Genomic DNA, 13,174 nt, shown 5'->3' with positions numbered 1-13,174 from the left:
CGTTGTGCCCTGGACTACAGGGTCTTCATGAATTCGATCAGGGCCCGCTTGTCGACGTCCGACAGTTGCGTGCCATATAGGTGACCGCCGTTGTGATTGCCTTCCAGGCGGGTGTCGTATTTGAAGTCAGCCGACGCCTTCATCTGCGCGCCGCTGGTGATGAAGCCGACCTTCTGCGGATCGTAGATATCGGAGCCGGTGTAAAAGACCTGCGGACGCTGCTCCGGCGCTTGCAGCAAATCCCACAAGGTCGGCACCGAACCGTTGTGCAGGTACGGCGCACGCAACCAGATGCCGTCGGTGGGCGTGTTGCTGTAGCTCTGGGTCTTGCGGTAGGCGCCAAAGTCGAACGGTGGTTTCTTGAAGCCGTGGAACGCGCTCACCAGGCCGGTGGTAAAGGAGTTCAGGCGATGGGGATCGGTGCCCAACTGGTCGATATTGGTGGTGACTTGCCCGGTATCGCTGCGCCCGAAATCGTGGCAACCGGCGCAGTTTTGATCCCAGATCGGCTTGCCCTGGGCAACTTTTCCTTGGTCCAGGGCGAACGGCCACGCCGGCGCCTTGTGGCCAAGCAGCCAGTTGGTCACGCGGTTGAAACTAGGCGGCAGTACCGATCCCGGCGTCGCTCCCACGGCCATGGCGGCGGCGTAGTTGCGTTCGTGGATCTTGTTGTTATTGCCGTCCCAGTGCAGGTACATGGACTCGCGAGGTTTCTGGTTCCACACCTGGGGCAAGTCCACGGTGCCGATGGTGGAGTCATCCGGGAAGCCAAAGACCACCATCTTGGTCGGGTTGAAGGTGTCGGTCCGCCCTGGCCCCTGGGCCGGACGCAGCTTCTGCCAGGCATAGGCCTGCTTCTGCTTGAGCAACGCGCTTTTTGCCATTGGGATGATCAGGTAGCGGTTGTAGAGCTTTTCGAAAAAGCCCAGCTGGAACTTGCCGTTGATCGCCGCCATGACGGCGTCGGGGGTGAATTTCGGGTCGCTGGCACACTCGTAGGCGAACCATTGGAAGGCTTGCAGTTGCAGGGTATTGGCCGGCGCGGCGGCGACGGGCACCGCGACGTCGGAGGCATTGGCCCGATACGAACCGGTATGGCACAGGGCGCAGTTCGGCTCCACGGTGGGGTAGCCGAGCTGCCGCTTGGCCATGCCGATGGGCAGGTCGTTGCCATTTTCATAGAGAAAACCGAACACCTCGTAGCCGCCTGGCTTGGGCATTTTTTCCGGACACATCTGCGGCAGCACGGCGAACAGGTAATAGGGAATCCGCGCCTCGATGCCCAGGCCGATGGCGGCGTATTTGTAGTGATCTTCATCGGATGCAAAGTCCGGTTGCGGCACCTCCCGGATCATCTGGTACCAGGTCTGGTAGCCGATGAAACCCAACAACAAGACCACCACCAACGTGCCGACCCTGAACGCGTGGCTCTGCCAGCGCAGCGCCCAACCGGCGCGCCACTCGCGCCAACCGGCCTGGAGCAAGGCCAGCGGACGGTTGGCCACCGGGCTGCCCAGGTAAAGCAGCACGCCCAGGATCAGGAACATGCTCAGGTCGCCCATCAACATCGGCACGAACAACGAGCCCTGGTTGTTGGTGTTGATCAGGTAGATCCAGAACACCACCGCTACCAGCCGCGACAGCACGCACAACCACGAATGCACCACGAAACGCGGCGCGTTGAAGCCCGAAGGCATGTAGAACAGGCTGATCCCCACCAGCAACATGCCGGTGTTCTCCAACCAGGGATCGGACAGCACGGGCGGCAGGCCAAGCATGGACGTCAGCAACGCCGGCGCGAACAGCGCCGGGATCGCGAAGACCATGTTCATGACGATGCCGATCCAGATGATGCGTTGGAACCAGCGGATGTGAGCGTTCATGGCATCCTTTTCCTTATTCTTGACTCACCACAAAACCCATGTGGCGAGGGAGCTTGCTCCCGCTGGGCCGCGTAGCGGCCCCCAAGACTTCAAAAGCGACGACTGCTTCGCAGCCGAGCGGGAGCAAGCTCCCTCGCCACCGAGGGCAGCCAGCTAGCCCAGCGCCGTTTTTTCCAGGTGCTCAAGAATGATCGGATACACATCCACCACCGCATCCTTGCCGAACATGCAGTCGATGTGACCGTAGCCGGGTATCTCGTGGCGGCTGAACAGTTGCGGGCCATGCATGTCGCACAGCCGCTCGTAGGTCTTGAGGGTGCTTTGCGGCAGGTAGCACTGGTTGTCGGCACCGCTGATGAAGCAGATCGGCAAACTCAACCGATCGAAATGCGGCATATAGACGTCGTTGCCCTTGAAGTCCACCAGATGCCCCTTGCGCACGATCAACGCCAGATGCTCGAAGGTCTGGATGTTCGACTCGCCGAACAACTCGTGCAGGTTGTCGTGCAGGGTTTCGTTGAGGGTGTCGTGGCGGTACAGCGAGGCGTACATGAACGTGATGCGATGGCAGACCGGGTTGGTGCAATAACCCTGAGCCTCGATCCGGGCGTAGCCATTGAGGGCCTTGTCGTAGAGTTTGTTGAACCAGCTTTCCTTGGTGTCGGCGTAGGCCGTCATGGATTTGATGCCGATGGCATCGAGCACTCCCGGCAGGTGCAGACCGGCCTTGAGCCCCGTGGCGGTGGCGACCACCGTGTCGGCCGCGATCTGCGAGCAAACCACCGAACGCACGCCCTGCAACCCGGCGAGCATCGACATGAAGAAGGTCGTCGCGCCATAGCAATGCACCACGCATTGCACGTCGCGGGCCAGGGTTGCCTGCTGGATCTGCTCGATGGCCGCCTTGAAGTCGTACTGGGCCACCTGGTCGCCATTCCATTCATGCTTGCTGGCCGGCAGCAGGATGCTGACGCGCAGGTCCAGTAGCCAGACGTCATATTCGTGCTTGCACAGGTACTCCAGCAGGTTGGTGTGGATGGTGTCGGTGGAGAAGATATTCGAGCCCACGCCCAGGCCATGCACCAACATCACGGGGCCCTTGCTGCCAGCTTGGTAGCGGGTCAGGCGAAGCTCGACGTTATCTTCGGTCTGGAAGAAATGCACCACCGGGGCCGGCGCATCCAAGGGGCGTTTCAAGCGTGGCGGCGCGTCCGGGTTGAAGTAGACGTCACCGGCGAAGACGCCGCCGTAGCTCTCCCACAAGATACCCGCGAAGAACTTGCCGAACCGCGCCAACGCCTCCACGCGCTCGCGCTCATTGCGGGCGTTGAGCACTTTCATGGTGGTCATCTGCTTGGCGAAGTCGGCCGGCAGAATGTGCATGACGCCGGAGCCGAGCACCGCGCCGGTCTTGTCCGGCCCGCGATAAAGCGTGACGTACAGCGTGCTGGTGTCGTGCCAGATGTTCAGCACGCCGTTGTCCTCGGGCACGGTCTTGAAGGCGCTGAAGTAATAATCGCTGCCGTCTTCGGCGGTCAGCTTCATGTCGTAGTTCATGTGCCGCACGCCGACCTGTTCCTGGTATTGCTCGAACAGGTTGAATACGCCATTGCTGGCAACCAGGGGCTTGGGCGACAGCAGCGGCGCATCGAGGGTGCCCACCAGCGTCGCGGCGTGCTCCGGCTCCTTGATCAGGCGATTGAGGTCGGCGGCGGTGATGGTCAGGGTGAACTCAATGGGTGAGTTATCGGCCTGGCCGCGCTTGGCCGCTGCTTCGTAAAGGCTGAGGTCGGTGCCTTGGGGCTGGGTAAACGCCGTGGAGAAGAAGCCCTTCATGGTTTCGGTGAACTGCACGCCGAGGGTTGGCGCCGCCACCGGTTTGCGCGGCGCCGACGGTAGCGTGTAATCGATCAGCCAGCCGCGATCAGCCGCCAGCAGCCCCATGTTGCGCTCACTCACTGCTGAAATCGTCAGCAAGGGATTGACCGCCAGTGAGGTCGGAATCACCGAGCCGTCCGTCACATACAGGCCCGGGTAGACGTCGGTGCCGCTGGCGCCGCTGAACACCTGGCCCTTGTGGTTGACCACGCCCTGGACCGCGTCCTCGCCCATCACGCAACCGCCCAGTGGATGAACCGAAACGATGCTGTGCTTGAGCAACTTGGTCCAGATCGGATTCTCGACCCAGATCCCGCCCAGGGCCTTGGTGCTCTGGTGCAGGCGCTCGTTGCCAAGGGTGACGTTTTCCTGCTCGCCGACACCGGGCCAGTCGATGCGCAGTTGGTCCTTGTTATCGAGCACCATGCGGCCCTTGCCGTTGTCATGGCTCATGATCAAATAGGTCTGCATGTTGTGCAGCGCGCCGTAATACGGCCCACGCAGGAAACTCTCGGCCTCGCGGCCCTTGTACTTGAGGCTGGCACCGAAGCCGGTGTCGGTGGGCACGCCGATCGTTTCGGCGAACGCCGCCATGCTTGGCACCATGGCTCGGCCGAGGGCGCCGGGGATCGAGCCTTCCTCGATCACCATGCGGCTGCGCCAGTCGCCCTCGGTGCGCATGTCGATGACCGACGTAATGCATGGCCCCACCGGCTCGAGTTCCTTGGCCGAATGGGCGCCAAAGCCGATGCCGTTGATCACTTGATCGCAGTTATGGCCGAAACCGAGGATGTCACCGTTGCCGCTCATGTTTTCGCCCAACTGGGCGGACATCGACAGGCCCTTGTCCCGCGAGCGCAGCATGATTTCGGTGGAACCCAGGGTGCCGGCGGACACCACCACGATGTCCGCGCGCACAAAGAGCGTCGGCGCCGAAAACATTTCGCGACCGCTGTCCAGGTATTGGAAATGCACGATCCAGCCGTCACCCTCGCGCTCCAGGTGACGCACCTCGGCCTGGCAGAAAATCTCCGCGCCATGGTTCCAGGCATCCGGCAGGTAGTTCATCAGCGTGGTGTTCTTGGCCTTGTTGTTACAGCCCGAGACGCAGTCGCCACAGCCATTGCACGGCAGTTGCTCAACGCCGACGTGATTGAGATTGTTGGGCAGCTTGTCGAAGGTGACGTTGATCGGCGGTTTGTAGAAGTGGGCGCCTTGCTTGAGGTAGTCCGCCGACTTCTTGTGGGCGTCGAGCTTGGGCAGGTTCGGCGAGGACGCCGGATAAGGGTTGGGCTTGAGCATTTCACGGGCCCGGGCGTAGCCGTCCTTGAGCAACGTATCGCTGTGCTCGCGCATCGCCAGGGGCCAGCGCGGGTCCTCGAAGACACCGGGCTCGGCTTCCAGCGCAACGTTGGCGTTGATCAGCGAGGTACCGCCCAGGCCACACCCGACCACCACGTTCTGCTGGGCGTTGACGTGCAGGTCGAACAACCCGGTGCGCGAACCGATGTGGCCGTCCGGGTCATGCACCTGCAATTCTTCGGTGGCGGCGAGCAAGGTATTGGGATACTCGCCGGGCTGGATCTCCCGGCCGCGCTCCAGCAGACAGACCTTGCGCCCGGTCCGGGACAAGCGTGACGCGGCGATACCGCCGCCGTAGCCGGAACCAATGACGATAACGTCGTAGTGCTCCTTGATTTCACTGATGGGGGTCGAGATCCGTGTCATGTTCAAGTCCTCTCAGGCAGAAGGGGCAACTCTGCGGTTGCCTGTAAATTCACAGGCGCAGGAACGCCTGGCCACTATCCCGTATGGGTTGAAGCGGCAGTCAACGGTGACTGGGGAAAAGCTCAGGTGTTATAGGCGTGCACGCTGATTGGCCCCGCGACGATGGGTGCGTCGAAGCGGCGAGACGGCAGGCGTAGGGATGCATGTCGGGGCTGAAGCGGGAAACGGTTGGGGGGCCTTGCTATCCATCGTGCGTTCTCCCTGAACCAGATATGGATAATGTTCGCTGTCCTTGTGCCATGAGTGAAGACAGGCGACACCCCTACGTCAAGGCAGTTCCTTAGAACTGTATGAAATTTGATCTATCGCGATTAGCACTAAGCCGGCCGTGGCTTATAGAGTTCCGCGAACAAGTTATCCACAAGACCACCCACAGCAAATGGGGACAAATGTGCACGCGCCGGCAATTTGCTGAGGGCCAATGTGAATAAAATCCGTGACTTATCAAACGGCAACAGGTTTCCTGACGGTGTGACTGTTTTTTGATCAGCGCCCTGAGAGCCTTTGATTTAAAGGGCTACAGGGCATAGCGAACATCTTATCCACAGAAGCGCCAACAGAGATTGGGGGCAAGTTTTGCTCGAAGCGGGGTTTTATTCACGGAGAAAAGCCAATGAAAACCGTAAGTTAGGTTGGCTGTTTTTTGATCGAAGGGCTACAGCGCCTGATTGGCGTGGGCCGTAGCGAGGGGCGAACAGGTTATCCACAGAGGCGCACACAGGGATTGTGAGTAACGCCGAACAAACTATGGGAGCGAGCCTGTTCGCGAAGACGGCGCATAGGTGGATACCTTCAGCGGCTGACGGAATGTCTTCGCAAGCAGGCTTGCTCCGACAGGGTTTTGTTTTGAATTGGGTTTAACGAACCACCCCTTCCTCTACCAACAATTTGAGAATTGCCTCTGCCCCTGCCTCCGGGCTCACGCCCTTGAGCACCTGCCCGCCCCCGCCGCTGGCCTTGGCCGTGGCGGCTTTCATGCGATCGGCGCCGCTCTTGGCCTTGATCACTTTCAGGCGCTTGGGCCTTGGCTTGGCCGGTTGCAGGGTCGCCACGGCCAACAACGTATCGTCAATGACCTCGACCTCTTCAGCATGCAACGCCCCACGCCGCGCCGGGCCGTAGGCGCTTTGCCGGGGTTTTGGCGCGGCGTTATCCACAGTGGCGAGAAATGGCAGGCGCACCTTGAGCCGCCGCCGCTGACCACGGGGCAAGGCTTGCAACACCAGGGCCGCGCCGTTTTCGATGGATTCGACCTGGGCCAGCCCCACCACCAGCGGCCAACCGAGGCTCTCCGCCAGCAAAAATGGAAGCATGCCCGAACCTTCGCCGGTTTCCGCCTGGCTGCCGGTCAGCACCACCTGGGCGCCGGCGTCACGCAGATAGTCGGTGAGGGCCGGCAGCGCGTCGGCTCCGACGGGGTTTTCCAGGACGTGAAGTTCATCCAGCCCCATGCCCAGATAAGCGCGCAACGCCGGTTCCGCCACATCCCCGGCATGCAGCACTTGCAGGTCGTTGCCGGCCAGCTGCAGGCCCAGTTCCACGGCACGGGCGTCTTGCTCGGCGCGCCGTGGCCGACCGGAGGTCGGGTGGGCGCCGATGGAGACAAGGCTGATCACTTGGGTACTCATGAACGTTTCCTTAGCTTAAGCCGCATCGCGCCTGGCTTCGTTGCGGTAAGCCTCTACCGCCGCGATCAGGGCCTGGAGAATCGCCGCGCTGTCACCGATCACCGACAGGTCCGCCCGTTTGATCATGTCGCAGCCCGGATCGAGGTTGATCGCCACCACCTTGTCGCAGGCGCCGATGCCTTGCAGGTGCTGGATCGCCCCAGAAATCCCGACGGCCACGTAGACCCTCGCCGTGACCCAGGTGCCGGACGCACCGACCTGGCGATCCCGGGCCATGAAACCGTCGTCCACCGCTACCCGCGAGGCACCCTCGGTCGCGCCCAAGGCCGCCGCTGTCCTGTGGAAAAGCGCCCAGTCCTTGACGCCGTTGCCGCCGGAGAAAATGAACTCGGCCTCGGCCATCGGAATCGCACCCGGGTCAACCGCCACCGCGCCGAGGTCTTCAATGCGCGACAGGCTGCGAGCCACGCTTGTGGATAACTCCACCGGCAGGGCTTCGTGACGGGTTTCGCTGACCGGCTCGGCGCATTCGGCGGCGACTAGGATCAACCGCGCCAATGGCCGTGCGAGGTCTTGCAGCCCCGCACCGGCGCGGCCGATGCAGGCCTCGCCCTGGACCTGCCAGACCCGCGTGGCCGGGCGTTCGCCCAAGGCCGCGGCAAAGCGCCGACCCAGTTCGCCACCACCGCTGCGGCTGTCGGGCAGCAGCCAGTGGCGTGGGTTGAACTGGTTATCCACAGCCCGTAACCCTTGTACCCGTTGCTCCGGTGCATAACCGCTGAATTCCTCCCCATCGAGCACCAGCAAGCGGTCCACGCCCGCCGTGGCGAAGGTGTTCTCCTTGTGCTCGCCGAAGACCACGGCCAGCACCGCCCCGTCACTGCCGGCCAGCTGATGGGCCAGGCCCAGCAAATCGCGGTCGTGGCTGCTGAGGCGGCCGCCGACCATATCCGGCACAACGCTGATGTAGAACGCCGGTTGCACGACTTGATGCAGTGGCAATTGCACTTGCGTCGCGGCAGTGCGTTTGGTTGCACCGCCCTGCTGGGCACCGCTACGGTCGATGCGTTTGATGCCGTTGGGGCCGATGAAACCGACGCCATGGACGTTCTTGCGAATGACGCCGTTGGGCCCCATCCAGCTGTGCTGCACCGGTTGCATCGCCGTGTGCAACGGGTGCAGGCGGTTGCGGGCAATCCACTCGGCGCGAGGGTCGCGGCGGATGATGTCGCTCATTAATGCACCTCCGCAGGTTCACGTTTGGCCGGCGCCACAGGCTTGCGCGGCGCGGCTTCTTCAAGCAGCGCGTCGGCCACCAGTTCGGCAATGTCCTTGATCATCGGCCGAGGTTCGACCACGCCTTCGAGCATCGCGGTGCATTGTGGACAACCCACCGCCACCAGCTCGGCGCCGGTTTCACGGATGTCTTCCATGCGCATGTCCGGGATGCGCTGCTTGCCCGGGATGTCGGTGATCGGCGCCCCGCCACCACCGCCGCAACAACGCGAACGGAAACCGGAACGCTGCATTTCCTTCACCTCGATACCGAGCGCACGCAGCACTTGGCGCGGCGCTTCATATTCGCCGTTGTAGCGGCCCAGGTAGCAAGGGTCGTGATAGGTCACGCTGTCGCCCTTGTGCTGGCCAAGATTCAGCGCGCCGGCGTCGATGATCTCGGCCATATAGGTGCTGTGGTGCTGCACCAGGTAATTGCCATCAAAGGCACCGTATTCGTTTTTCAACACGTGGAAGCTGTGGGGGTCGCACGTGACGATGCGGTTGAAGCTGTATTTGGCCAGGGTCTGGATATTGCGCTTGGCCAACAGCTGGAACGTCGCTTCGTCACCCAGGCGCCGGGCCACGTCGCCGCTGTCGCGCTCCTCGAGACCGAGCACGGCGAAGTCGATTTTCGCCGCCTTGAGCACTTTGACGAAGGCGCGCAGGGTCCGCTGGTTGCGCATGTCGAAGGCACCGTCGCCGACCCAGAACAGAACGTCGGTGGATTTCTTCTCGCTGAGCAGGTCGAGGTTCAGGTCCGCCGCCCAATTCATTCGCCCGCCCGGGGCGAAGCCGCCGGGGTTATCGGTGGCGATGAGGTTTTCCAATACCTCGGCGCCCTTGTTCGGCGTCGCGCCTTTTTCCAGGGTCAGGTGACGGCGCATGTCGACGATGGCATCGACGTGCTCGATCATCATCGGGCATTCCTCGACGCACGCCCGGCAGGTAGTGCAGGACCACAGGGTCTCGGCGTCCACCAGGCCGTTGACGATCGGTTGATGCGGATTGCCGCCGTGCTCGCCCACCGGTTTGCCTGGATAAGGGCTGCCGGCGAATTTCGCATCGGTGCCGCCGGCCAGGCCGACGACCATGTCCTGGATGAGTTTCTTCGGGTTCAACGGCTGGCCGGCGGCGAACGCCGGGCAAGCCGCTTCGCACTTGCCGCACTGCACGCATGCGTCAAAACCCAGCAGTTGGTTCCAAGTGAAGTCCTTGGGTTTTTCCACGCCCAGCGGTGCGGCAGGATCGTTCAGGTCCAACGGTTTGAGACCGGTGGAACGGCCTCCACCGAAGCGCTCGGCGCGGCGGTGCCAGGCCAGGTGCAGGGCACCGGCGAAGGCGTGTTTCATCGGCCCGCCCCAGGTCATGCCGAAGAACAACTCCGACACGCCCCACAACACGCCGACACCCAGAATCGCTGCCACCAGCCAACCACCGAAGTTTTCCGGCAGGATGCCCGCCACCGGCAGGGTCACCAGGAAGAACGACGCCGAGAAGGCCAGCAGGCTTTTCGGCAGGCGCATCCACGGGCCTTTCGACAAACGCGCCGGCGGGTTGCGCCGACGCAGGTACATGAAGATCGCGCCCACGAACATCACCGCCGACATCAGCAGCAAGGCGTAGCCGAGGATGCGGTTGTGCAGGCCAAAACCATGGACCAGGATCGCCAACACTATCGACGCCACCGCACCACCCGCCGTGGCGACGTGGGTGTTGGCAATGTATTTGTCCCGCGCCACCACATGGTGCAGATCCACCATGTAGCGTTTGGGCATGGCAAAAAGTCCGCCGATCAGATCGACCTTGGCCGGCCGCCCCCGGCGCCACATGTTCACCCGCCGCAAGGCGAGGGCAGCGAGGCCCAGGGCTGCGAACAGCAGGATTGGAAGAAGGGTGTTCAACATAAGTGTTGCTCCCAAAGACCTCAGGGTCTTGCAGGTCGAGATGCCTTACTCGGTGCCTGTGGGAGCGAGCTTGCTCGCGATTGCATTCTGTCAGTCACATTTGCATTGACTGACCCACCGCTTTCGCGAGCAAGCTCGCTCCCACAGGATCATGTGCAAGCCGTTAGAAATCCTTGCACAACCGCAGGGCGTCGTAGATGGCCGCGTGGGTATTACGCTGGGCCACGCAGTCGCCGATGCGGAACAGCAGGTAACCGTCGCCGCTCTGCTCCAGGCACGGCTGGGGTTTGATCGCGAACAGGGCTTCGACGTCGATCTGGCCCTTGTTGCGCGAACCTTCCTTGAGCGCGTAGTAGATTTCTTCGTCCGGCCGCACGCCGTTCTCCACCACCACTTGGTCGACCACGCGTTCTTCCTTGGCGCCGGTGTATTCGTTCTCCAGCACCGCCACCAGCTTGTCGCCTTCGCGGTAGACCTTTTCCAGCATCATGTCCCCGGTCATGATCACTTCCTTGGGGTACATGCTGCGGTAGTAGGTGGGGAACGAAGTCCCGCCAATGGCCACGCCCGGCTTGATGTCGTCGGTGACGATCTCGACCTGGCTGCCCTTGTCGGCGAGGAAGTCGGCCACCGACATGCCGGTGAATTCGCAAATGGTGTCGTAGACCAGCACGTTCTTGCCCGGCGCGACCTTGCCGTCGAGCACGTCCCAGCTGCTGACCACCAGCCCTTCGGCGGCGCCCCAGTGTTCGTTCTGCTCCACGTTCGGATGACCGCCGACGGCGAGCACCACCACGTCCGGACGCAGGTCCATGATGGTCGGCGCGTCCGCCGCCACGCCCAGGCGCAGGTCGACTTTCAACCGCGCAAGTTCCAGTTGGAACCAGCGGGTGATACCGGCGATCTGGTCCCGTTGCGGCGCTTTCGAGGCGGTGGTGATCTGTCCGCCGATGAATTCCTTCTTCTCGAACAGGGTCACGTCGTGCCCACGTTCGGCGGCCACGCGCGCCGCTTCCATCCCGGCCGGGCCGGCACCGACCACCACGACTTTGCGCTTGGGCCCGGTGGACTTCTCGATGATGTGCGGCACGCCCATGTATTCACGGGACGTCGCGGCGTTCTGGATGCACAGCACGTCCAGGCCCTGGTACTGGCGGTCGATGCAATAGTTGGCGCCGACGCACTGCTTGATCTGGTCGACCTGGCCCATTTTGATCTTGGCGATCAGGTGTGGGTCGGCAATGTGGGCGCGAGTCATGCCGACCATGTCGACGTAGCCGCCCTCCAGGATCCGCGTGGCCTGGTTCGGGTCCTTGATGTTCTGCGCGTGCAGCACCGGGACCTTGACCACTTCCTTGATACCGGCGGCCAGGTGCAGGAACGGCTCCGGTGGATAACTCATGTTCGGAATGACGTTCGCCAGGGTGTTGTGGGTGTCGCAACCCGAACCCACCACGCCGATGAAATCGAGCATGCCGGTGTCGTCGTAGTACTTGGCGATCTGCTTCATGTCCTCGTGGGATAAGCCGTCCGGGTGGAACTCGTCACCGCACAGGCGCATGCCCACGCAGAAATCCTCGCCCACTTCGGCGCGCACGGCCTTCAACACTTCCAGGCCGAACTTCATGCGGCCTTCGAAGCTGCCGCCCCATTCGTCGGTACGCTTGTTGACCCGCGGGCTCCAGAACTGGTCGATCATGTGCTGGTGCACGGCCGACAGCTCGACGCCGTCCAGGCCCCCGGCCTTGGCACGCCGCGCGGCCTGGGCGTAGTTGCCGATCACCCGCCAGATTTCTTCTGGCTCGATGGTCTTGCAGGTGGCACGGTGCACCGGCTCACGCACGCCGGACGGCGACATCAGGGTCGGCCAGTTGAAGCCGTCCCAACGCGAGCGACGGCCCATGTGGGTAATCTGGATCATGATCTTGGCGCCATGCTTGTGCATGGCGTCGGCCAGGTTCTGGAAGTGCGGGATGATACGGTCGGTGGACAGGTTCACCGAGCTCCACCATTCCTGCGGGCTGTCGATGGCAACTACCGACGAGCCACCGCAAATCGCCAGGCCGATGCCGCCCTTGGCCTTCTCTTCGTAATACTTCACGTACCGGTCGGTGGTCATGCCGCCGTCGGTGGCGTAGACCTCCGCATGCGCGGTGCTGAGCACGCGGTTGCGGATGGTCAGCTTGCCGATCTGGATCGGCTGGAACATTGCTTCAAAAGCCATGGCGCGATCCTCGACTTACAACGGCTTGACGATGAACAGGCCGTCGTCGTGGCCTTCTTCGGAACCGCCGTAGACCTGCTCGGCCACGGTGCGGATCTGGCTGCCGCGCGCGGCGAGGATCTGGTCCATGGCCCCGGCGAACCAGCCGGTGAACATGTAGTCGACCTTACGCCCGACCTTGCCGTACACATAGACGAACGCCGAGTGTTCGAGCTTGACGCTGGCGGTGCCTTTGTCCAGGTCAATGTCCTGGATCTTGAACAGGCCCCAGCCACGCTGCGACAAGCGCTTCATGTAGTGCTCGAACACCGCGACGCCTTCCAGGCCGTGGCATTCGGCTTCTTTTTCACACCAGTGCCAGGCGGATTTGTAGCCAGCCTTGTAGAGAATCTCGGCGTAGGCGTCGGCGCCCAGCACTTCCTCGATGCCCATGTGGTTGTTGACGAAAAAGTGGCGCGGCACGTACAGCATCGGCAGGGCGTCGGAGGTCCAGACACCGGTTTCGCTGTCGACTTCGATAGGCAGTTGCGGGGCGATCTTGGCCATGAAAACTTGACTCCGGAAATTCGTGATGTGCCTGCCGCGCGAGTG

At 62.4% G+C, this 13,174-nt stretch carries 7 protein-coding genes; all 7 read right to left on the bottom strand.

Annotated elements, in window-relative coordinates:
- Nucleotides 1-14: 14 nt before the first annotated feature.
- A complete protein-coding gene (locus M1D68_RS02105) occupies nt 15-1,883 on the bottom strand; it encodes a c-type cytochrome (RefSeq protein WP_420764943.1) in 1,869 nt (622 codons plus the stop codon).
- Between the two features lie 153 nt (nt 1,884-2,036).
- Nucleotides 2,037-5,489, bottom strand: a complete 3,453-nt coding sequence (locus M1D68_RS02100; RefSeq protein ID WP_457969135.1) for a GMC oxidoreductase — start codon at nt 5,487-5,489, stop codon at nt 2,037-2,039.
- A 917-nt stretch (nt 5,490-6,406) separates the two neighbouring features.
- Nucleotides 6,407-7,177, bottom strand: coding sequence for an electron transfer flavoprotein subunit beta (etfB, locus tag M1D68_RS02095; RefSeq protein WP_420764945.1), 771 nt, complete (start codon nt 7,175-7,177; stop codon nt 6,407-6,409).
- A 15-nt stretch (nt 7,178-7,192) separates the two neighbouring features.
- Nucleotides 7,193-8,413: an electron transfer flavoprotein subunit alpha gene (gene etfA, locus M1D68_RS02090; protein WP_457969133.1), complete on the bottom strand. Its 1,221-nt coding sequence runs from the start codon at nt 8,411-8,413 to the stop codon at nt 7,193-7,195.
- On the bottom strand, nt 8,413-10,359 hold the full coding sequence (gene dgcB, locus M1D68_RS02085) for a dimethylglycine demethylation protein DgcB (RefSeq protein WP_457969132.1): 1,947 nt from the start codon (nt 10,357-10,359) through the stop codon (nt 8,413-8,415). The genes etfA and dgcB overlap by 1 nt, the downstream gene beginning before the upstream one ends.
- 163 nt (nt 10,360-10,522) lie before the next feature.
- On the bottom strand, nt 10,523-12,583 hold the full coding sequence (dgcA, locus tag M1D68_RS02080) for a dimethylglycine demethylation protein DgcA (RefSeq protein WP_420764948.1): 2,061 nt from the start codon (nt 12,581-12,583) through the stop codon (nt 10,523-10,525).
- A 15-nt stretch (nt 12,584-12,598) separates the two neighbouring features.
- Nucleotides 12,599-13,129, bottom strand: coding sequence for a DUF5943 domain-containing protein (locus M1D68_RS02075; RefSeq protein ID WP_018612374.1), 531 nt, complete (start codon nt 13,127-13,129; stop codon nt 12,599-12,601).
- Nucleotides 13,130-13,174: the final 45 nt, after the last annotated feature.

The organism is Pseudomonas sp. R4-84 (genome assembly GCF_054130985.1).
The sequence above is the reverse complement of the archived record's forward strand: the minus strand, read 5'-3'. Positions and strand labels throughout refer to the sequence as shown.

Excerpts from the sequence above, each read along its gene's own strand:
- M1D68_RS02105 (WP_420764943.1), bottom strand. The coding sequence starts at position 1,883 with ATGAACGCTCACATCCGCTGGTTCCAACGCATCATCTGGATCGGCATC.
- M1D68_RS02100 (WP_457969135.1), bottom strand. The coding sequence starts at position 5,489 with ATGACACGGATCTCGACCCCCATCAGTGAAATCAAGGAGCACTACGAC.
- etfB (WP_420764945.1), bottom strand. The coding sequence starts at position 7,177 with ATGAGTACCCAAGTGATCAGCCTTGTCTCCATCGGCGCCCACCCGACC.
- etfA (WP_457969133.1), bottom strand. The coding sequence starts at position 8,413 with ATGAGCGACATCATCCGCCGCGACCCTCGCGCCGAGTGGATTGCCCGC.
- dgcB (WP_457969132.1), bottom strand. The coding sequence starts at position 10,359 with ATGTTGAACACCCTTCTTCCAATCCTGCTGTTCGCAGCCCTGGGCCTC.
- dgcA (WP_420764948.1), bottom strand. The coding sequence starts at position 12,583 with ATGGCTTTTGAAGCAATGTTCCAGCCGATCCAGATCGGCAAGCTGACC.
- M1D68_RS02075 (WP_018612374.1), bottom strand. The coding sequence starts at position 13,129 with ATGGCCAAGATCGCCCCGCAACTGCCTATCGAAGTCGACAGCGAAACC.